The organism is Pantoea sp. UBA7232 (genome assembly GCF_002473195.1).
Taxonomy (GTDB): domain Bacteria; phylum Pseudomonadota; class Gammaproteobacteria; order Enterobacterales; family Enterobacteriaceae; genus Pantoea; species Pantoea eucrina.
Genome location: NZ_DKTK01000009.1, coordinates 1 through 21,455 on the forward strand (window position 1 = coordinate 1; position 21,455 = coordinate 21,455).

19 protein-coding genes and 1 pseudogene are annotated in these 21,455 nt (G+C 55.5%); 5 read left to right on the forward strand and 15 right to left on the reverse strand.

Annotated features, from left to right (window positions below):
• From B4056_RS09755 to lrhA, 7 genes are all read right to left on the reverse strand, one after another.
• Window positions 1–458 (reverse strand): 2Fe-2S iron-sulfur cluster-binding protein (locus B4056_RS09755; protein ID WP_288654565.1); only part of this gene is annotated, 458 nt, incomplete at its 3' end.
• Window positions 459–570: 112 nt separating this feature from the next.
• Window positions 571–1,911: an NADH-quinone oxidoreductase subunit NuoF gene (gene nuoF / locus B4056_RS09760; RefSeq protein ID WP_094111141.1), complete on the reverse strand. Its 1,341-nt coding sequence runs from the start codon at window positions 1,909–1,911 to the stop codon at window positions 571–573.
• Window positions 1,911–2,426: an NADH-quinone oxidoreductase subunit NuoE gene (gene nuoE, locus B4056_RS09765; protein ID WP_039379025.1), complete on the reverse strand. Its 516-nt coding sequence runs from the start codon at window positions 2,424–2,426 to the stop codon at window positions 1,911–1,913. The genes nuoF and nuoE overlap by 1 nt, the downstream gene beginning before the upstream one ends.
• 2 nt (window positions 2,427–2,428) lie before the next feature.
• Window positions 2,429–4,228: an NADH-quinone oxidoreductase subunit C/D gene (nuoC, locus tag B4056_RS09770; protein WP_039379028.1), complete on the reverse strand. Its 1,800-nt coding sequence runs from the start codon at window positions 4,226–4,228 to the stop codon at window positions 2,429–2,431.
• 116 nt (window positions 4,229–4,344) lie between these two features.
• The gene (locus tag B4056_RS09775; protein ID WP_039379030.1) at window positions 4,345–5,022 is read right to left on the reverse strand and encodes a NuoB/complex I 20 kDa subunit family protein; all 678 of its coding nucleotides are present in this window, start codon (window positions 5,020–5,022) and stop codon (window positions 4,345–4,347) included.
• A 15-nt stretch (window positions 5,023–5,037) separates the two neighbouring features.
• Window positions 5,038–5,481 (reverse strand): NADH-quinone oxidoreductase subunit A, encoded by a 444-nt coding sequence (locus B4056_RS09780; protein WP_039379033.1) that lies wholly within the window; start codon window positions 5,479–5,481, stop codon window positions 5,038–5,040.
• A 648-nt stretch (window positions 5,482–6,129) separates the two neighbouring features.
• Window positions 6,130–7,053 carry a transcriptional regulator LrhA gene (lrhA, locus tag B4056_RS09785; protein WP_039379035.1) on the reverse strand — a complete coding sequence of 308 codons (924 nt, stop codon included), beginning with the start codon at window positions 7,051–7,053 and terminating at the stop codon, window positions 6,130–6,132.
• Window positions 7,054–8,013: 960 nt separating this feature from the next.
• On the opposite strand from lrhA, the gene B4056_RS09790 reads away from it, so the two are divergent.
• The gene (locus tag B4056_RS09790; RefSeq protein WP_039379037.1) at window positions 8,014–9,231 is read left to right on the forward strand and encodes a pyridoxal phosphate-dependent aminotransferase; all 1,218 of its coding nucleotides are present in this window, start codon (window positions 8,014–8,016) and stop codon (window positions 9,229–9,231) included.
• Window positions 9,232–9,351: 120 nt separating this feature from the next.
• Window positions 9,352–9,951, forward strand: a complete 600-nt coding sequence (gene yfbR / locus B4056_RS09795) for a 5'-deoxynucleotidase (protein ID WP_039379039.1) — start codon at window positions 9,352–9,354, stop codon at window positions 9,949–9,951.
• Window positions 9,952–9,966: 15 nt separating this feature from the next.
• On the opposite strand, the gene B4056_RS09800 is transcribed toward yfbR, so the two are convergent.
• Genes B4056_RS09800 through B4056_RS09810 form a run of 3 tightly spaced genes read right to left on the reverse strand, consistent with a single transcriptional unit; the run spans window position 9,967 to window position 11,366 of the window.
• Window positions 9,967–10,626, reverse strand: a complete 660-nt coding sequence (locus B4056_RS09800) for a sugar phosphatase (protein ID WP_094111121.1) — start codon at window positions 10,624–10,626, stop codon at window positions 9,967–9,969.
• A 28-nt stretch (window positions 10,627–10,654) separates the two neighbouring features.
• Window positions 10,655–11,107, reverse strand: a complete 453-nt coding sequence (yfbV, locus tag B4056_RS09805) for a terminus macrodomain insulation protein YfbV (RefSeq protein ID WP_039379043.1) — start codon at window positions 11,105–11,107, stop codon at window positions 10,655–10,657.
• Window positions 11,097–11,366 (reverse strand): hypothetical protein, encoded by a 270-nt coding sequence (locus B4056_RS09810; protein ID WP_288654568.1) that lies wholly within the window; start codon window positions 11,364–11,366, stop codon window positions 11,097–11,099. Before B4056_RS09810 ends, yfbV begins: the two co-directional genes overlap by 11 nt.
• A gap of 79 nt (window positions 11,367–11,445) precedes the next feature.
• On the opposite strand from B4056_RS09810, the gene ackA reads away from it, so the two are divergent.
• Entirely contained in the window at window positions 11,446–12,648 is a 1,203-nt protein-coding gene (gene ackA / locus B4056_RS09815; protein ID WP_094111120.1) for an acetate kinase, read from the forward strand.
• A 71-nt stretch (window positions 12,649–12,719) separates the two neighbouring features.
• Window positions 12,720–14,864, forward strand: coding sequence for a phosphate acetyltransferase (gene pta / locus B4056_RS09820; RefSeq protein WP_169713301.1), 2,145 nt, complete (start codon window positions 12,720–12,722; stop codon window positions 14,862–14,864).
• A gap of 80 nt (window positions 14,865–14,944) precedes the next feature.
• Here the strand turns inward: pta and yfcD are convergent, their stop codons facing one another.
• Window positions 14,945–15,490 (reverse strand): NUDIX hydrolase YfcD, encoded by a 546-nt coding sequence (gene yfcD, locus B4056_RS09825; protein WP_039379079.1) that lies wholly within the window; start codon window positions 15,488–15,490, stop codon window positions 14,945–14,947.
• A 328-nt stretch (window positions 15,491–15,818) separates the two neighbouring features.
• Here yfcD and B4056_RS09830 point away from each other — a divergent pair, with 328 nt between their 5' ends.
• Window positions 15,819–16,730, forward strand: coding sequence for a TIGR01777 family oxidoreductase (locus B4056_RS09830; RefSeq protein ID WP_039379083.1), 912 nt, complete (start codon window positions 15,819–15,821; stop codon window positions 16,728–16,730).
• Between the two features lie 13 nt (window positions 16,731–16,743).
• Here the strand turns inward: B4056_RS09830 and B4056_RS09835 are convergent.
• From B4056_RS09835 to dalD, 4 genes and pseudogenes are all read right to left on the reverse strand, one after another.
• Window positions 16,744–16,977: pseudogene (locus tag B4056_RS09835) on the reverse strand (SDR family oxidoreductase); the annotation flags it as partial.
• A 235-nt stretch (window positions 16,978–17,212) separates the two neighbouring features.
• Window positions 17,213–18,493 carry an MFS transporter gene (locus B4056_RS09840; protein WP_113655379.1) on the reverse strand — a complete coding sequence of 427 codons (1,281 nt, stop codon included), beginning with the start codon at window positions 18,491–18,493 and terminating at the stop codon, window positions 17,213–17,215.
• Between the two features lie 27 nt (window positions 18,494–18,520).
• Window positions 18,521–19,990: a xylulokinase gene (xylB, locus tag B4056_RS09845; protein ID WP_094111118.1), complete on the reverse strand. Its 1,470-nt coding sequence runs from the start codon at window positions 19,988–19,990 to the stop codon at window positions 18,521–18,523.
• A gap of 10 nt (window positions 19,991–20,000) precedes the next feature.
• The gene (dalD, locus tag B4056_RS09850) at window positions 20,001–21,395 is read right to left on the reverse strand and encodes a D-arabinitol 4-dehydrogenase (protein ID WP_150034177.1); all 1,395 of its coding nucleotides are present in this window, start codon (window positions 21,393–21,395) and stop codon (window positions 20,001–20,003) included.
• Between the last annotated feature and the right edge of the window lie 60 nt (window positions 21,396–21,455).

A 21,455-nucleotide genomic window follows, 5' to 3' on the forward strand; every position in this document is an offset into this window, starting at 1 on the left:
GCGATACAGCGGTTCATCTCATGGGAGATAAACGGACCAAGATCCTGATTCTGGTGCGTGCGCTTGGTAAAGCGATAACGACGGAAGCTGTGGCCCGTCATTACCGTCATATCCTGCAGATGACAGTTACCGCCCTCTTCGCAGACCGGGCAGTCGTGCGGATGGTTCGTCATCAGCCACTCTACGACGCTTTCACGAAACTCTTTCGCTTCGCCATCATCAATAGAGATAAAAGTGCCATCCGATGCCGGTGTCATGCAGGACATAACGAGGCGGCCGCGGGTATCTTCGGCATTCTGGAATTGCTTCACCGCACACTGGCGGCAGGCGCCTACGCTGCCGAGCGCCGGATGCCAGCAAAAATAGGGAATATCAAGGCCCAGAGAGAGACACGCCTGTAGCAGGTTGTCCGCTCCGTTCACATCATATTCTTTACCGTCTACATGGATTGTAGCCATAGTGAACATGCTTCCGTAAGGCTCGTCCGGGGACGAGCGTTAAACATCAAATTCTGTTATCCCGCTTTTCAGCCGGACTGGCGTCTGGCGCCTTCCGTCTACGGTGGTCTGCTTACCAGCGCGTTTTCAGCAGGTTAGGCTGAATACCGCCGATAGAACGGGTATTGCCAAACACCTGCGGCGCAATGCCAGCTTCAAACTCTTCACGGAAATATTTAATTGCGCTCTGCAGAGGCTCAACCGCGCCTGGTGCATGCGCACAGAAGGTTTTACCCGGGCCCAGCTGACGGCAAAGCTGCAGCAGCGTTTCGATATCACCCGGCTGCCCCTGCTTCTGCTCCAGCGCGCGCAGGATCTTGACGCTCCACGGCAGGCCGTCGCGGCACGGCGTACACCATCCGCACGACTCACGGGCAAAAAACTCTTCCAGGTTACGCACCAGCGACACCATATTAATCTCGTGATCTACCGCCATCGCCAGCGCCGTACCCAGACGGCTGCCCGCTTTACCGATGCTGGCAAACTCCATTGGCAGATCGAGATGCTGGTCGGTCAGAAAATCGGTTCCGGCACCGCCTGGCTGCCACGCCTTAAACTTCAGGCCATCGCGCATACCGCCGGCATAATCTTCCAGAATCTCGCGGGCGGTGATGCCAAACGGCAGTTCCCAGACGCCAGGGTTTTTAACGCGGCCGGAGAAGCCCATCATTTTGGTGCCGGCATCTTCACTTTTAGACAGCCCTTTGTACCACTCCACGCCGTTCAGGAAGATAGCTGGCACGTTGGAGAGGGTCTCAACGTTGTTAACGCAGGTTGGCTTGCCCCAGACGCCGGCGCTGGCCGGGAACGGTGGCTTTGAGCGCGGGTTAGCACGACGCCCTTCCAGCGAGTTGATCAGCGCCGTCTCTTCACCGCAGATATAGCGGCCCGCGCCGGTGTGAACAAACAGTTCAAAATCAAAACCGGTGCCGAGAATATTTTTACCGAGATAGCCCGCTTCTGTAGCTTCGGCGATGGCGCGACGCAGGTTCTCTGCTGCTTCAACATATTCACCGCGCAGGAAGATGTAGCCGCGATAAGCTTTTAGCGCGAAAGCACTGATCAGCATGCCTTCCACCAGCTGATGTGGCAGCTGCTCCATCAGCAGGCGGTCTTTATAGGTGCCTGGCTCCATCTCATCCGCGTTACACAGCAGATAACGGATATTCATGGACTCATCTTTTGGCATCAGACTCCACTTCAGGCCGGTGCTGAAGCCCGCACCGCCGCGCCCTTTCAGGCCAGAGTCTTTGACCGCCGCAACGATTTCATCCTGGCTCATGCCGTTCAGCGCTTTTTCGGCGCCAGCGTAGCCATTTTTGCTGCGGTACTCTTCCAGCCAGACCGGCTGTTTGTCGTCGCGCAGACGCCAGGTCAGCGGATGCGTTTCCGCAGCACGAATAATGGGTTTCATCATTGATACTGCTCCAGTAGCGAGGCGATACCTTCCGGCGTCAGGTGAACGTGCGTATCGTCATTCACCATCATGGTCGGCCCCTTATCGCAGTTGCCGAGGCAGCAGGTAGGCAGCAGCGTAAAGCGGCCGTCTGCCGTTGTCTGGCCGGGTTTAATATGAAGATTCTGTTCCAGCGCTGCCTGAATGCCCTGATAACCGGTAATGTGGCACACCACGCTGTCGCAGTAGCGGATCACGTGACGGCCAACCGGCGTACGGTAAATCTGGCTGTAGAACGTTGCCACGCCTTCGACATCGCTGGCCGGAATACCCAGCACATTAGCAATTGCGTGAATAGCGCCATCCGGCACCCAGCCCCGCTGTTTTTGCACGATCTTCAGCGCTTCAATTGAGGCTGCGCGCGCATCCTCGTAGTGATGTTTTTCATGCTCAATAGCGTGGTGCTCGGCCTCGCTCAGCACAAAGACCTCATTCGGGTCGATGGTTTGAATGGCAATTTTTTGATCGTGCATAATTAGCGGTCCACGTCTGACATAACAAAATCGATACTACCGAGGTAGACGATGAGATCGGATACGAGGCTGCCGCGGATCACTGACGGGATCTGCTGCAGGTGCGGGAAGCTTGGCGTGCGCACGCGGGTGCGGTAGCTCATGGTGCTGCCGTCGCTGGTCAGGTAGTAGCTGTTGATCCCTTTCGTCGCCTCAATCATCTGGAACGATTCATTGGCGGGCATCACCGGTCCCCAGGAGACCTGCAGGAAGTGGGTGATCAGGGTTTCAATGTGCTGCAGCGTACGCTCTTTCGGCGGCGGCGTGGTCAGCGGATGGTCCGCTTTGAACGGCCCTTCCGGCATGTTGTTCAGGCACTGCTCCAGAATACGCAGCGACTGCCACATCTCTTCCATTTTCAGCTGTACGCGGGTGTAAGCATCGCTGATGCCTGCGCCAACCGGAATTTCAAAATCGAAGTTTTCGTAGCCTGAATAAGGACGCCACTTACGCACGTCAAAGTCGAGACCGGTTGCACGCAGACCCGCACCGGTTGTGCCCCACGCCAGCGCTTCATCCATATTGTAAGCGGCTACGCCCTGTGAGCGTCCCATCAGCACGGTGTTGCGCAGTGCCGCTTTGTCATACTCTTTCAGGCGTTTTGGCATCCAGTCGAGGAACTCACGCAGCAGACGCTCCCAGCCTTTCGGCAGATCGTGCGCCACACCACCGATACGAAACCAGGCGGGATGCATGCGGAAACCGGTAATCGCTTCCACGACATCATAAATTTTCTGACGATCGGTAAACGCAAAGAACACTGGCGTCATTGCGCCAACGTCCTGAATAAAGGTTGAGATGTAGAGCAGGTGGCTGTTGATACGGAACAGCTCAGAGAGCATCACGCGAATGACGTTAACGCGGTCTGGTACCGTGATCCCGGCCAGTTTCTCTACGGCGAGTACGTAAGGCATTTCATTAACACAGCCGCCCAGATACTCGATACGATCGGTATAGGGGATATAGCTGTGCCAGGACTGCCGCTCGCCCATCTTCTCGGCACCGCGATGGTGATAGCCAACGTCAGGTACGCAGTCGACAATCTCTTCACCGTCGAGCTGCAGGATGATACGGAAAGCACCGTGCGCAGAGGGGTGGTTCGGGCCAAGGTTAAGGAACATAAAGTCCTCATTGGCCGTGCTGCGTTTCATGCCCCACTCTTCTGGTTTGAACGTCAGCGACTCCATCTCCAGATCTTCTTTCTGCTTAGTCAGCGTAAAGGGATCGAACTCAGTCGCGCGCGCCGGATAATCTTTACGCAGCGGGTGCCCTTCCCAGGTCTGCGGCATCATAATGCGCGTCAGATGAGGATGCCCCTGGAACGTAATGCCAAACATCTCCCAGGTCTCGCGCTCATACCAGTTGGCGTTGGCGAAGATAGTGGTGATGGTTGGCACATTCAGATCGTTTTCAGATAACGCCACCTTGAGCATAATGTCGCGGTTACGTTCAATAGAAAGCAGATGATAGAAAACGGAAAAATCCGCAGCAGGCAGGCCTGCGCGGTGGGTACGTAAACGCTCATCAAAGCCATGCAGGTCATACAGCATGACATAGGGCTTAGGCAGCTTGCGCAGAAACGTTACAATTTCCAGCAGCTGTTCGCGCTTTACCCAGACTACAGGAATGCCGGTGCGGGTTGCCTGAACAGTAAAGGCGTCCGGCCCAAAACGATTACGCAGCTCGCCGATCACCGGGTCATCCAGGTGCTCACGGGTTTGCCATGCTGGCTGAGCGAGATCTTGCGTGGTCAAATCTGTCATACGTTACTCACCATTCCGGCCTGTTATCAGGCACTCAAAAGAAGGCGTCAGGATGGCGGCACACACTACGTTGTCATTTTCTGCTGTGGCCGTTACTCCATCCGTGTACGGGATACTTACACTTCGTCCGGGGTTCTCAGGTTAGTGACGGCAATGCGCTCGCCACGTTTCCTTTCACGTTCAGACTGCATGTTGGCGCGATATACACCCTGGTCACCGACTACCCATGAGAGTGGACGGCGCTCTTTACCGATCGACTCACGCAGCAGCAGCAGCGCCTGCATATAGGCTTCCGGACGCGGCGGGCAGCCCGGAATGTAAACATCCACCGGCAGAAATTTATCCACACCCTGTACGACAGAATAGATGTCATACATCCCGCCTGAGTTAGCGCAGGCACCCATAGAGATCACCCATTTAGGTTCCAGCATCTGATCGTACAAACGCTGAATAACGGGTGCCATTTTGGTAAAAGGCGTACCGGCAATAACCATAAAGTCAGCCTGGCGCGGCGAGGCGCGCATAACTTCAGCGCCAAAGCGTGCCACGTCATGCACCGCAGTAAATGACGTAGTCATTTCTACGTAGCAGCAGGAGAGGCCAAAGTTATAGGGCCAGAGAGAGTTCTTACGACCCCAGTTCACCATGTCATGCAGAGCGTGTTCCAGCTTGCCCATATAAACGCTACGGTGAACGTGCTGTTCCAGAGGATCGGTAACAATCTCCTGTTTCTGCAGAGGATAGCGATCGCCATCCCCGCCGTTCGGGTCTACGCGTGTCAGCGTGTAGTCCATCTTATTGCCTCGCTTTTACTGCTTATGAGGGTTGGTGTGACTGTGGCTGACCGGGCTTGATTTGACCACTACGCGACGACGCGCAGGAGCCCAATCCAGCGCGCCGATGCGAACCAGATAAACCAGGCCTGCCAGGAGCACCAAAATGAAAATTGCGGCTTCGACAAAGCCGACCCAGCCGCTTTCGCGAATGGAGGTCGACCAGGCGTATAAATAGAGGGCTTCCACGTCGAAAATAACGAAAAACATGGCAACCAGATAGAATTTTGCAGAGAGGCGGATGTGGGTATCGCCAACCGATTCAATACCAGACTCAAACGGGGTGTTTTTGTAACGCGCTTTAGCACGTCCACCAAGCAGCCAGCCGCCGGTTAACATAAAGGCACAAAGGCCAAATGCGATCACAATAAATACAATAAACGCCCAGTGATGAGCGATGACTTCGGTGGTTGTTGACATACGCTTTGCTTACTCATCAAAAGTGGCGATGGCATCCTGCACTGTTGCAGCAAACACACCACATCGATTCAAGGGAAGGATAAAAACCTTATAAACGTTGCTGTCTTTCCTGATTAGGCAGCAATTTTATGGGGTTTTTTACTCCTTTCTATAACCTTTTGTCAACTTTGACAAAAGTATCCAAACATTATTTTACACCCGCATCATATTATTAACATATACCCTCATCAGCGCCAGCTAAATCGCTTCAGTTTGTGCGGTTAATTTCAGTGTAGCGGGGTTTTACATGCATGGATCGTGCGTTTAACACTCACATTTTGACAGGTCTTCCGCAGATTTCCCTCTCCCTGACAGGGTTATTTTTTTGATCCAGAACACACTTCTGCGCTTTTAGCTCTAAAAAGCAGCGCATATGGCAGGATCGGTTAGTGCAAAGAAGGCATTTTTTGATAAAAAATTTCTAAAATGACGGGAATTGAAACAACTGCTCGTTTTTCGGAAAGCCTGATAATTATCGGCCATAAAAATGCGTATCTGGCCCCGGATAACAGGCAAAAAAAAAGCCTTAGTCGCAGTTACGCCGACTAAGGCTTTTTTATAGCAATTATACAGCGCGTAACGCGCGTATTACTGCAGTGTCGCTACGGCTTACTCTTCATCATCCAGCAGCAGTGAGCTATCCGGATTTGCACTGAGATTGTAAGGATCGTTCGTCGATTGCATGGCGTTGAAAATGGCCAGCGCCAGTTCATTATCGCTGTCAGCGTTACGGCACAGCAGGTATTGCGTATCCGGTAACACTGGCAAACCTTCGGCGGCGCCCATTACGCGCAACTCAGGACTCATCATTTCAACCGGACGTGCCGTTACGCCCAGACCGGCTTTAACGGCCGCGCGCACTGCTGCCAGCGTTGATGCCACGTAAGAGATACGCCATGGAATACCCGCTTCGTTCAGATGGTCTATCGCCATATCGCGATACGGGCTTGGTTCATCCAGCAGTACCAGAGGAATCGCTTCGCCGCGCTGGAAAATATAGTCAGCGGCACAGTACCAGAGCGTTGGTGAAGTACGCAGTACCTGATGCGTGAAGTTACCCGGGCTGGACGTGGTCACAACCAGATCGACTTCTCCCTGGTTCAGCATCTCCATCATAAACGGGTTACGTTTTACACGTACATCGATGGCGAGCTTTGGATAGACTGACGTCACCCGGTTCAGCAGGAAAGGCAGAATGGTATCTGACGTGTCATCAGAGGCTCCGATAGTCAGAACGCCCTGAATATTGCTGTACATGAGTGAGGTGCAGGCTTCGTCGTTAAAACGCAGGATTTTCCTGGCATAGCCAAGCAGCTGGATACCGTGCTCCGTCAGAAGTTTGTTACGTCCATGTCGGGCAAACAGCTCTTTACCTACCAGTTGCTCCAGACGTTGCATCTGCTGGCTTACCGCTGACTGGGTTCTGCACACGGCCGCCGCCGCCGCTGCAAACGTATTCAGGTCTGCAACAGCAACAAATGTACGCAGCAGATCGAGGTCGAGATTCAGTATCGGACGATTTGCATTAGTCATGATTTTTTTCTTCACTTTATAAGATTTTTAGAACTACTACCCTGGTGTATTGCCACAAAATCAAAGAGATAAGTGGCAATGGTGCTTACTGACAATCTCCAGAGGAGATCGTCTTAAAACCGAGTTCAGGCGGGTAATGACGAGCGTACGTTCTCTGGCAGCAGAGAGGCGGCGTCATTAGAGACAGAACAACTTCAGGGCCAAAGACAAGAGTCGTACCGGTGCTGGAAGCTGTGTAGTTGCCTGGTTGCCTGCATAAAAGGTTGCAGAGCAAAAAAAGAGATAACACGTTGTTATGTCGAAACGAAGCCATAAAGTGCTTCAAATAATAAATTATACTTAATCATTTTTACGCTTTAAAGGGAAATGTTTTCGTGCAAAACATCAAATTTTTTGCTTAATAAGCCCGTTTAGCCCCTCCGGCAACGCCAGGGTTAAATTTTGAACATCTGGTTTGTAAACTTATTTGGAGCGATAAAGTTACAGAAAAACGCTCATTGCCCGCCAGTATTGCGATCGTACCCGTTGCTATTCGCGCAATTTCTATGCTGAGACTGCGCATAAGAATGCAGATATTGCCGCTGCGCCATGCATGAGTTAACGCCAGCTGAATAAAACAGCATCATTTAGCAAGATACGCTTAACTATTTCATTGCGCAGCTAATCATTAGTATGGAAAGCATAACCCGGTTTTCTTATGACAGAGGGGCAGCTGGCGTAGCCGTTACAGGCAAATCGCATCGCTATTTACCAAAATAATAGTCTTGTAAATTAACCACAGGCAGTCATAAAAACCAATTTAACCGGCATATCACCATAATTACGCTACCCACACCGGGAATCTGTCTCAATCACGCCAAAAGCCGCTGCCACCCTTCTTTTGTTATCGGGAGAGGAGTAAATTGGGCAGGTTTTAACTGGGTGGCGGGTTAAAGGACTCTGCCCGAAAAGGCGGCAACGATGAATTTCCAAATTGATAAATCCGGTAAGCTGGAAAATGTCTGTTACGACATTCGCGGACCGGTACTAAAAGAAGCAAAGCGACTTGAAGAAGAAGGCAACAAGGTTCTCAAGCTGAATATTGGCAACCCAGCGCCGTTTGGTTTTGAAGCACCTGATGAAATTCTGGTCGACGTTATACGTAATCTGCCTGGCGCGCAGGGATACTGCGACTCCAAGGGGCTCTACTCTGCTCGTAAAGCCATTATGCAGCACTATCAGGCGCGTGATATGCGCGACGTTACCGTTGAAGATATCTATATCGGCAATGGGGTATCAGAGCTGATCGTGCAGGCGATGCAGGCGCTGCTCAATAGCGGCGATGAGATGCTGGTGCCGGCACCGGATTACCCACTGTGGACGGCAGCCGTTTCACTCTCCAGCGGCAAAGCTGTCCATTACCGATGCGATGAGTCAGCCGGCTGGTTTCCGGATCTGGATGATATCCGTAGCAAAATCACACCGCGCACGCGTGGAATTGTGATTATCAACCCCAATAACCCGACCGGCGCGGTTTACAGTAAAGAGCTGCTGCTGGAGGTGGTAGAAATAGCGCGTCAGCATAACCTGATTATCTTTGCTGATGAAATCTATGACAAAATCCTCTACGACGATGCGCAGCATCACTCCATTGCGGCGCTGGCACCTGATCTCCTGACGGTGACCTTTAACGGTTTGTCTAAAACCTATCGCGTGGCCGGTTTTCGTCAGGGCTGGATGGTGCTAAACGGGCCGAAAAAGCACGCCAAAGGCTATATTGAAGGCCTGGAAATGCTCGCCTCTATGCGCCTGTGTGCCAACGTGCCCGCTCAGCATGCGATTCAGACCGCGCTGGGAGGCTACCAGAGCATCAGCGAGTTTATCGCCCCTGGCGGACGGCTCTACGAGCAGCGCCAGCGCGCCTGGGAGCTGATTAACGATATTCCCGGCGTAAGCTGCGTTAAACCGCAGGGCGCGCTTTACATGTTCCCGCGTATCGATCCGAAAAAATTTAATATTTATGACGATCAGAAGATGGTGCTCGACTTCCTGCTGCAGGAAAAAGTGCTGCTGGTACAGGGCTCCGCCTTTAACTGGCCACATCCGGATCACGTGCGCATTGTTACTCTGCCGCGGGTAGACGATCTGGAGATGGCGATCGGCAAGTTTGGACGTTTTCTGCAGGGTTACCGGCAGTAAGTCACCTTCTGCTGCAGCCAGCCAGGCGCTTAACCTGTCATGTACCTGGCTGCAGTCAGGTATATACTGTATGCATTCCGGGGAGGGGTTTCCTCCCCGCTGTGCTGACAGGATGCTGTAATGACTCAAAGCCACTTTTTCGCTCACCTCTCCCGCCTGAAACTCATCAATCGCTGGCCGCTGATGCGCAATGTACGTACAGAAAATGTCTCTGAACACAGCCTGCAGGTCGCGATGGTGGCGCATGCGCTGGCAGTGATCAAAAATCTGAAATTTGCAGGTGAACTCAATCCCGATCGTATTGCAATGCTGGCGCTCTATCATGATGCCAGTGAAGTGCTGACCGGCGATCTGCCAACGCCGGTTAAGTATTACAACGCGCAAATTGCGCATGAATACAAAAAGATTGAGAAAATTGCCCAGCAAAAGCTGATTGAAATGCTGCCGCCCGAATTGCAGGAAGCGTATCGGCCGCTGATTGATGAACACCACTATAGCGCGGCCGAACAGGCTGTGGTGAAACAGGCTGACGCTCTCTGCGCCTATCTGAAATGCCTTGAGGAGCTCTCTGCCGGCAACCATGAATTTTCACTGGCTAAAACACGGCTGGAGAAGACCCTGACCGAGCGGCGTTCACCTGAAATGGATTATTTTATGGAGGTGTTCGTCCCGAGCTTTACTCTGTCGCTTGATGAGATTTCACAGGAGACCCCGCTCTGAGCGAGCGGGTATCATTCAGGCGCGCAGGCTCAGCGAAAAGGCGCCGGTGTCGTTCTGCGTAATTTTCAGCCTGCTCAGATCGGGCAGATTAAACAGAACCTGGTTCAGACCAGGCGTATCTGCCGCTGGATCGATGGCGATCACTGCGCTGCCGGCCGCAAGGCCTGCCGCAATACCTGCGGGCGCATCTTCTACCACCACACATTCAGACGGATGCAGGCCCAGACGCTCAGCACCCAGTAAATAGGGTTCCGGATCGGGCTTGCCGCGCCGGATATCGTTAGCCGTAATAAACACCGCTGGCAAAGGGAGCTCAGCTGCGCGATGCCGGGCGTGGGCTACCGGCACCGAACCGGAGGTGACAATCGCCCAGGGGATGTTCTGCTCATTAAGCTGCGTCAGCAGCGCGCGCGCGCCGGCTATCTCCCGTATGCCCTGCGTATCCCGGGCTTCCTGCTGCTCCAGCCAGTGAAATTCCGCCTGGATGGCGGCCTCACTCTCGCCGCGCATGAAATGGCGCAGTGAATCGATAGCGGGTTTGCCGTGAATATAATCGAGTACCACCTCAGCGCTGAGCGCATGACGCTCGCCCCACTGCGTCCAGCAGCGGTTTACTGCCGGCAGTGAATCCACCAGCGTGCCATCCAGGTCAAACAGAAATCCTTTAAAATTCACCTGCTGCTCCTTATCCGATTGTGCAGAATTAAAGATCGTCCAGAAAGGTGCGATCCAGCTGTCTGAACGCCCGTTTAAGTACATCAGCCAGCGCCTGATAGGTGGGCTTTCCCTCTACCGGTGCAATCGCCTGCCCCGCCTCTTCCAGTTTGCTGCGGACTTCGTTGAACCACTGCAGCAGCGCAGGCGGCAGCGGCGTACCGGCTCGTTTACCCAGCCACCACAATCCCTGCATCGGCAGGCTGCAGGCAAACAACGCGGTGGCGATGGCTGGCCCCAGCTGCCCGCCCAGCGCTATCTGCCACGTCAGAGTAAATACGGCCAGCGGCGGCATAAAACGGATGGCAAAGCGGGTCGCCGTAACGACCCGGTTTTCCGGAAAAACTGGCGCCAGACGTTTATCCGCAGGCCAGGTTTTCATGTAGTGTTGTCCGCGCTGGAATAAGCCAAACCAGCCCGGATTACCTGCGTCATTCGCCATTATGCACCTCAACTAATACTGCATTATTTAAAATAGATTTGTAACTACACAACTTTACGTGACATCCTTCAAAACATTTTGTTTTTGCAGGTGACAGTGGGTATTCTGACGCCGTTTTCAGTAACATTACCGGAAGCTGCCGCCTGATTAAAGCACAGCCAGAGCCAGGTATTGCTACAGCGCTTTCAAAAATTTGCGTAAAATTACCGAATTTTTTTGCGTGTCGTTTTCTTTTTAGCTGGCGCATGATGTTAATCATAAATCGCCCCGCTCTCATGGGCTACGCTGTTAGTCTGATTGCGTTATTTTTAGCCACTATTTAACAAATAGGTACTTCCATGTCGACGAAGTTAGTACTGGTTCTGAACTGCGGCAGTTCTTCTCTTAAATTTGCTATCCTCAATCCAGCTACCGGCGATGAGTACCTGTCGGGACTGGCTGAATGTTTCCACCTGCCGGAAGCGCGGATTAAATGGAAGCTGGAAGGCAGCAAGCAGGAAGCACCATTGGGTGCAGGCGCAGCCCACAGCGAAGCGCTGAACTTCATCGTTAAATCTATTCTGGCACAAAAACCAGAGCTTTCGGCACAAATCGCTGCAATCGGCCACCGTATCGTACATGGCGGTGAGCGACTGACCCAGTCCGTCATCATTGATGAGGCGGTCATTCAGGGCATTAAAGATGCCTCTTCTTTTGCACCGCTGCACAATCCGGCGCATTTAATCGGCATTGATGAGGCGATGAAAAATTTCCCGCATCTCTCTGATAAGAATGTGGCGGTTTTTGATACGGCTTTCCATCAGACAATGCCTGAAGAATCGTATCTCTACGCCCTGCCTTATCATCTCTATCGCGAGCATGGCGTACGCCGCTACGGCGCTCACGGCACCAGCCACTATTATGTGACGCAGGAAGCGGCAAAAATGCTGAACAAGCCAGTCAGCGAGCTGAATATCATTACCTGCCATCTTGGCAATGGCGGCTCTGTTTCGGCTATTCGCAACGGTCAGTGTGTTGATACTTCTATGGGCCTGACGCCGCTGGAAGGGTTAGTCATGGGCACCCGCAGCGGCGACATCGATCCGGCCATTGTTTTCTTCCTGCATGACGCTCTGGGTATGAGCGTTGATGCGATCAACAAGCTGCTGACCAAAGAGTCAGGGCTGCTGGGCCTGACGGAAGTAACCAGCGACTGCCGCTATGTTGAAGATAACTATGCGACTAAAGAAGATGCAAAACGTGCGATGGATGTCTTCTGCCACCGGCTGGCCAAATATATCGGCAGCTATACGGCGCTGATGGATGGTCGCCTGGATGCAGTCATCTTTACCGGCGGTATTGGCGAAAATGCGGCTCTGGTGCGTGAGCTGGCGCTGGGCAAACTGGGCCTGCTGGGCTTTGACCTTGACCACGAGCGCAATCTGGCTGCCCGCTTTGGCAAATCCGGTTTTATCAATAAAGAGGGTACCCGCCCTGCACTCGTCATCCCGACCAATGAAGAGCTGGTGATTGCGCAGGATGCCGCGCGTCTGACGGCCTGATCCCTTTCTTCTCCGTCAGCTCAGGCTGACGGAGCGATTTTGACACCCTGTAACACCGCGAGGTTTTTAACGTGTCACGTACAATTATGCTTATCCCTACCGGCACCAGCGTCGGCCTGACCAGCGTCAGCCTTGGCGTGATCCGCGCAATGGAACGCAAAGGCGTGCGCCTGAGTGTTTTCAAGCCGATTGCACAGCCGCGCGCCGGGGGCGACCGACCGGACCAGACAACCACCATTATCCGTAAAAACTCCGCCATTCCTGCTGCTGAACCGCTGCAGATGTCGCGCGTTGAGTCACTGCTGGGTTCAAACCAGCAGGATGTGCTGATGGAGGAGATCATTGCCAACTACCACGCCACGGCCAGAGAAGCAGAGGTGGTGCTGGTCGAGGGTCTGGTACCGACACGCAAGCATCAGTTCGCCTCTGCGCTCAACTACGAGATCGCCAAAACGCTGAACGCAGAGATTGTTTTTGTGATGGCGCTGGGCAATGACTCCCCTGCTCAGTTGAAAGAGCGTATTGAGCTAAGCCAGAGCAGCTTTGGCGGCAGTAAAAACAAAAACATCACGGGCGTTATCATCAACAAGCTGAATGCCCCGGTGGATGAGCAGGGGCGTACCCGCCCCGATCTCTCAGAGATCTTCGATGACTCCTCTAAAGCCAGCGTAGCCAACATCGATCCGAAACAGCTGTTTGCCAACAGCCCGCTGCCGGTGCTGGGCTGTGTGCCATGGAGCTTTGACCTGATCGCCACGCGCGCTATCGATATGTGCCGCCACCTCAACGCGGAAATCATCAACGAAGGTGAAATCGAGACGCGCCGCGTTAAATCTGTGACCTTCTGCGCACGCAGCATCCCGCACATGCTGGAGCATTTCCGTCCCGGCTCGCTGCTGGTGACCTCGGCCGATCGCCCTGACGTACTGGTTGCTGCCTGTCTGGCAGCGATGAACGGTATTGAAATTGGTGCCATTCTGCTGACCGGCGGCTATCAGATCGAAGCGCCTATTGCCCGTCTGTGCGAGCGCGCTTTCCAGACCGGCCTGCCGGTGTTTATGGTGAAAACCAACACCTGGCAGACGTCGCTGAGCCTGCAGAGCTTCAACCTGGAAGTACCGGCTGACGATACGCAGCGTATTGAAAAAGTGCAGGAGTATGTTGCCGGCTTTATCAACGCCGACTGGGTTGAGTCGCTGACCGCCACTTCCGAACGCAGTCGTCGCCTGTCGCCTCCTGCTTTCCGCTATCAGTTGACCGAACTTGCACGTAAAGCGGGCAAACGCATTGTCCTGCCGGAAGGCGACGAACCGCGCACGGTTAAAGCGGCGGCAATCTGCGCCGAACGCGGCATTGCCACCTGCGTCCTGCTGGGGGATCCGGATGAGATCCAGCGCGTGGCGGCGGCTCAGGGCGTGGAGCTGGGCACCGGCATTGAGATTGTCGATCCGAAAGTTGTGCGCGGAAACTATGTGCCGCGCCTGGTTGAGCTGCGCAAAAGCAAAGGCATGACGGAAGTCGTGGCGGAGGAGCAGCTGGAAGACAATGTGGTGCTGGGTACCATGATGCTGGAGAGCGGAGAAGTGGATGGCCTGGTCTCTGGCGCGGTGCACACCACTGCCAATACCATTCGTCCGCCGCTGCAGCTGATCAAAACTGCGCCCGGCAGCTCGCTGGTTTCATCCGTGTTCTTTATGCTGCTGCCGGAACAGGTACTGGTTTACGGCGACTGCGCCATCAACCCCGATCCTAACCCGGAGCAGCTGGCTGAAATCGCGATTCAGTCTGCAGATTCCGCCAGCGCCTTTGGTATCGATCCGCGCGTAGCGATGATCTCTTACTCAACCGGTAACTCCGGTGCGGGCAGCGACGTTGAGAAAGTGCGCGAAGCCACCCGCATTGCGCAGGAGAAACGCCCCGATCTGGTTATTGATGGTCCGCTGCAATATGACGCGGCCATTATGGAAGATGTTGCCAGGTCCAAAGCGCCCAATTCGGCGGTTGCCGGACGCGCCACGGTCTTTATCTTCCCGGATCTCAATACCGGTAACACTACGTACAAAGCGGTGCAGCGCTCTGCCGATCTGATCTCTATCGGCCCGATGCTGCAGGGCATGCGTAAACCGGTCAATGACCTGTCACGCGGCGCGCTGGTCGATGATATCGTCTACACCATCGCCCTGACGGCCATTCAGTCGCAGCAGGCGGAAGGGTAAGCCCCCCTCCCCCTGCTCAGGTATAAAAAAAGCATGCGCCAGGCGCATGCTTTTTTTTTCGCGTCGTGCAGATGCAGCGGTCAGCTTTCGCTGTTCTGCTTGCTGCGTGCTGCATCGCTATTGCGGCTCAGCCACAGCGAGAGCGCTTTCAGTGAATCATCGGTAAACTCATCGCAGCGCGCCGTGATCTCTTCTGGCGTCATCCAGAAAATCTCATCAACTTCACTCTCCTGCATCGCAAACGGACCGTGAGAAACACAGCTGAACAGCCCGCCCCAGACGCGACAGTGCTGATCTTCAAAGTAGAATTTGCCGTGTTCAGCGAAGGGTACTGCCGCGATCCCCAGCTCCTCTTCCGCTTCGCGCCGTGCAGATTCGAGCATCTCTTCACCGCTCTGCACCACGCCACCGGCGGTGGCATCCAGCATACCGGGCATGAAATCTTTGGTTTCTGTGCGACGCTGTACCAGGATCTTGCCCATACCATCATGAACCACGATATAGGTGGCGCGATGGCGCAGACACTGTGCCCGCATCTGTGCCCGGCTGGCCTGCGCAATCACTTCGTTCTCTTCGCTGACGATATCCACCCACTCAATAGCGTCATCTGCCGTTTGATCCACCATCCGTAACCCTTTTGACGTTTCAGCGTGCGCGGCACGCGTCGGTTTTTTTATTGCTTTATCAGAATGCGCGTAAGGTAAAGCGTTCTTATCACTGTCGCAAGCGCTTAGCGTGCTTTGCCCGATCCCGCCAGCCTCAGCATAAGCAGCCGGGGTGCCACATCTTTACCGGCTTTTTTCACCTAAGGCAATAATCTGCTGGTCGGATCTTTGTCTCTCCGGCAGCCTCAGGGCCGCTTTTTCCTTCACGCTGCAGGTGCTGTCACACTCACTCTCCGCTTCTCTTCTATGCTCAATGCTGAGCAGATAATAATTTACAGGGAGGCTCACGATGCAATTACTGATTACCGGCGGCACCGGGTTGATTGGCCGCCACCTGATCCCGCGACTGCTGCAGCTCGGGCATCAGGTGAATGTAGTGACGCGTGACGTGGCAGCCGCGCGGGAAAAACTCGATGAGCGCGTCAGGCTCTGGTCCGGACTCGATCAGCAGTCCGACCTTAATGGCATAGAGGGCATTATAAATCTGGCTGGCGAACCTATCGCTGATAAGCGCTGGAGCGCCAGCCAGAAGCAGCAGCTGTGCGAAAGCCGCTGGCAAATCACTGAACAGCTGGTTTCACTGATCCACGCCAGCAGTACTCCTCCCGCGTTTCTGATCTCCGGTTCAGCCACTGGCTTCTATGGCGACAGCGGCGAGGTCATTGTGACCGAAGAGGATCCCGGTCAGGATGAATTTACCCATACGCTGTGCGCGCGCTGGGAACAGCTGGCGCTCAAGGCCGAGAGCGAGCAAACCCGGGTCTGCCTGCTGCGTACCGGCGTTGTGCTGGCGCGTGAGGGCGGTGCGCTGGAAAAGATGAAACTGCCTTTTCGTCTTGGCGTGGGCGGGCCGATTGGCAGCGGCAAACAGTATCTGCCGTGGATCCATATTGATGACATGATCGATGCCATCATCTGGCTGATGGATCACCCGTCGCTGCGCGGTCCGTTCAACATGGTTGCCCCCTATCCGGTGCGTAACGAACAGTTTGCCGCGACGCTGGGACAGGTCATGCACCGGCCCGCTTTTATGCGCACGCCGGCGGCCGCCATCAAACTGATGATGGGTGAATCAGCAGTGCTGGTGCTGGGCGGTCAGCATGTGCTGCCCAAACGGCTGGAGGCGTCCGGCTTTACCTTTCGCTGGTACGATTTACAGCAGGCGCTGCAGGATGTGGCGGGATCACCGCCCCGTCCATAACCATCGAAGTGGCTCAGGCCTGCTTCGGCTGGCTATTCGACGCCGTCAGACCTCCGTCGACCGGCAGGTTAACGCCGGTGATATAAGGCGCGTCATCGCTGGCGATAAAAGCAGTTGCGCTAGCGGTATCTTACGGCTCACCGGCGCGGCGCTGCAGAATGCGATCGTAGAAGCGTTAATGCAGCGCCTCATCTCTTTTTATCTCTTCGGTAAGATCGGTGAGAGCAAAGCCAGGGCAAAAGGCGTTGTTAACCAGCATATCGACGCGCCCATATTGCCGCTGCGGCACCCATGCCGGCTCCGGTGATCACCACCACTTACTCTGCAAAGCGCGACATCTTTCCTCCGGGTTATTTCGCGGTTGACACGGCTAAGCCTGACAGCCAGTACGCTGAGTTCAAGCGAAGCCTGCAGATTTAACGTGCCGCTTAGCTGAGGCAATAACCTGCGGATATTCAAATAGTGCACTTTTTCGTACAGGCTCAACTGCGCTGCTGCGCGATACGCGATTTCACTGCGGATGCTTCCCGGGTGTGTCCTGGTTGCGGCACGCGAATAATAAACGTCAGCACGCCGGCAAACACATACAGCCCGGTATACGCCCATACCACGCCGACGATATCGAAGAACGGCAACATAACTGAAGCAATCGCCGGTGCCACAAAGTTGCTGAGGCCTGCCGACAGATTGTAAATCGAAACGGCTGCGCCTTTATGATGCGGTTCAAGCGTCGGGAACACGGCGGTCATTGGCACAAATGCCGCGACAAAAATCCCCAGCATCACCGCCGGAATCAGCGCGATCCAGAAATTGTGGCCGGCATACAGCGGCAGGTAGTAAAACGCCAGGCTGGAGATCGCCATACCGAGGCAGCCATACCAGCGCACCTGGCGGATCCAGCCAATTTTCTCGCCGATGATGCCCCAGAAGATGTTGGTGAAAATGGTGACAAAAAAGAACACTGCCCAAATCTGCAACCATTCAGAGATGGTAAAGCCGAGACGATCAACAAACAGCAGCGGCATGATAATCGCAAAACCAAACAACGATAGCGTATTGATGATGCGAATCAGACAGGCGTAAAACACGTGCTGGTTGGTGAACAGAATGGTCACTGCGCGTGACATTTCGGTCATTTTGTCACGCAGCGGCAGATTCACGCGCGAACGGTCCACCGGCACATTGCGCAGGCTGAAAAAGGCCAGTACGCCGCCCGCCGCTACCCAGCCAATCGCCAGCCACAGCGTGCCGGTTTCACCCAGCATCGGGATAGTCAGGCTGGGCAGATAGCTGCCAACCACGCCAATGCCGACCGAATACATCGCCCAGAACCATCCGGTGGCGGCAGCCAGTTTCTCGCGCGGCAATACCTGCACCAGCATCATCATGAAGGAGTAGATGAACAGCGGATAAGCCAGCCCGCGAATGCCGTAAAACAGCACCATCAGCGGATAATTGCGCAGGCCAAGACCGAGCGACATAAACAGCGTGTGCATCACTATCCACAGCACAAAGCCAATCAGCATTGCACGTTGCGGGGTAATCAACTCCGCAACCACGCCGGAAGCCCAGGCCGCCAGCGCCGCCGCCAGTCCGTAAAAGGTAAACACCAGCGCCGACTGGCCCGGCGTGAAGCCCATGTCAGTAATATGGCGGGAGAGAAACGCCATTTCGAAGCCGTCGCCCGCCATAAAGATGGCAATCGCGAGGAAGCCCCAGAACATTTTTTTCGGTAAGCCAAACCAGTAATCGTTCGCTTGCATCACCATCTTCCTCTGTTCAGTAAGCCGTCAGGCAGGCAGCAGCGCGCGTGCCTGCTGTTGTTGAGCGTAGAGTTCGCGGAACAGGCGCAGGCGCTGCTGCAGCACCGCACCGCGCGCCGCATCGGGCTGGTAACGCGCCTGAACCGGCGGTTTCAGGCATACCTGCTGCTCGTTGCCGCCGGCACTGAGCCAGGCCAGACGCGCGGCCCCAAGAGCGCCCGAGGCGCTGGCTGGATGAGTGACGATCGGCAGCTGCAGCACATCCGCAATCAGCTGTGCCCACAGCGTGCTGCGCGCGCCGCCGCCGGTCAGGCTGCACTGGGTAATTTGTCGCTGCGCATCGCCCAGCACCGCCAGTCCGTCCGCCAGGCCAAACGCTACGCCTTCAATCACCGCATAGCCCAGCAGCGCACGCGGCGTTTCGTGGCGCAGATTGAAGAAGGCGCCTGAGGCATCAGGATCGTTGTGCGGTGTGCGTTCACCCGAGAGATAGGGCAAAAACAGCGGTGCGCGGCGGCACTGCTCCGCGCTCAGTTCTGCCATCTCTGCCATTAGCTGGTTCTCGCTCACCGATAACAGCTGGCACAGCCAGCGCAGACAGCTGGCAGCACTTAGCATCACGCTCATCTGATGCCAGCGCCCCGGCAGCGCGTGGCAAAAAGCGTGCACGCCAGATTGTGGATCGGCCTGCAGACGGTCGTTAACCACGAAGATCACGCCGGATGTGCCGAGTGAGATAAACGCATCGCCGGGATTAACCGCGCCAACGCCTACCGCAGAGGCCGCGTTATCACCGCCGCCGCCTGCCACGCTCACCGTGGCGGGCAAACCCCAGGCGCGGGCAACATCTTCATGCAGCGTGCCGCTGACTGCACTTCCCTCCACCAGCGTGGGCAGTTGCGCGCGCGTCAGTCCGCTTATCGCCAGCAGTTCATCTGACCAGTCGCGCTGTGCCACATCCAGCCACAGCGTGCCCGCCGCATCGGACGGCTCGCTGACGAATGCTCCGGTGAGCCGCCAGCGCAGATAATCTTTCGGCAGCAGCACTTTCGCGATGCGCCGGAAGATCGCGGGTTCATGCTCAGCCACCCAGTGCAGTTTGGGGGCGGTAAAGCCCGGCATGATCATGTTGCCGCTGATGTGCATCATCTGCGGATGTCGGGTGCGCAGCGTCTCGCACTCGGCGGCGCTGCGCGTGTCGTTCCACAGTATGCACGGGCGCAATACCTGGCCGTCGGCATCCAGCAGCACTGCGCCGTGCATCTGGCCGGAGAGACCAATGGCGCGGATGGCGTGCCAGGCATCCGGCACCTGTTGCCGCAGTGCGGCCAGCACCTGTTCGCACGCCTGCCACCAGCTTTCCGGATCCTGCTCAGCCCAGTGCGAATGTGGACGCTGCACGCTAAGCGTGGCATGGCTGGAAGCCACAATGTCGCCCTGCGCGTTGACGATCAGCGCTTTGAGTTCGGAGGTGCCAATATCAATGCCGAGATACATCACACGCTCCTTATACCGCTGCCAGCATCTGTTCAGGCTGTTTCAGCCAGCGCTGCAGATCCGCCACCGTACGGTGCATCAGCGTGTGAAATGCCGCATCATCCGCCAGTTCAGCAAACAGCGCTTTGTCGCGGATAAACACGTCCAGCGCATCGGCGGCCGCAAATTGCTGATGCAATGCCTCTGCCTGCAACGCGCCATCCTGATAGGTATAAGGCAGATCGTCAGCGGCCCAGCGCTGCAGAAACAGGAAGAACAGCGCCGGCAATACCGCCGTGGCGGCGGGCTCCACGCCGCGCTGCCAGGTCTCACGCAGCGTCGGCGTTACCATGCCAGGGATTTTTGACAGGCCATCCGCGCCGACGCGCTGGTTGGTGTCTTTAATGTACGGATTACTGAAGCGCGCCAGTACCACATCGCGGTAATCGGCGAGATCGAGCGGGCTCGGCGTGAGCGACGGAATAACATCCTGAGTGATGTAGTCGTGCGCCAGCTGATAAATCGCCGGCTGGCGCGTGCTGTCGTCAATGTAGTTCAGTCCGGTAAGCGTGCCCGCCCAGGCAATCGCCGCGTGCGTGGCGTTGAGAATGCGTATTTTCGCCTCTTCCCACGGTAACACCGTGTCCACCAGCTCAACGCCCACTCTCTCCAGCGCCGGGCGACCGGCGATGAAATTGTCTTCGATTACCCATTGAATGAAGGATTCAGCCATCACGGCCGCGCCATCCTCCTTACCGGTAGCGGCCCTGACGCGTTCCGCCACATCGGATGTCGGGCGCGGTGTGATGCGGTCTACCATGGTGTCAGGCGACGTGGTGTTATCACGCACCCAGGCCGCCAGCGCGATATCGCCTTTCGCCGCCAGGAACGAGAGAAAGCCGTGGCGGAAACGCTCTCCGTTGTGGCGCAGGTTATCGCAGCTCAGCAGCGTAACCGCTGCGCCGCCGCTGGCCATACGCTGCTGCAGAATCCGCGTTAGCGCGCCGTACAGCGTGCGGATTTCACCGTGAATATCGGCCTGTACGTCCGGCTGCGCCAGGTCTAGCTCATGCTCTGGCGTCAGGTAGTAACCGGCTTCGGTCACGGTGAAGCTGATCACGCGGGTGTGCGCCTCTGCGCCCTGGGCGACCAGCGCACTGATGTCACTGTCCCACGGCAGGATTTTGCGCAGCGAGGTGATGGTTTCATACGCGCGTTCGCCCTCTGGCGTGACAGTCTCCAGCACATATTCACCGTTCTGCGCCTGCAGCTGATTAAGCAGTGCTGCTGCATCATTGCGGATGTTGCCCAGCGCAATGCTCCAGCTCTCATCACCCTGCTCACGTAGCTTGTGCAGATACCACGCCTGATGGGCACGGTGGAAGGAGCCTGCACCGATGTGCATCCATACCAAGTTCGTTGTCATAATCGCCTCAAAGTAAACTTTTGCCACTGCGAAGGGCATTTGCCCGATGCGACGTAGCAT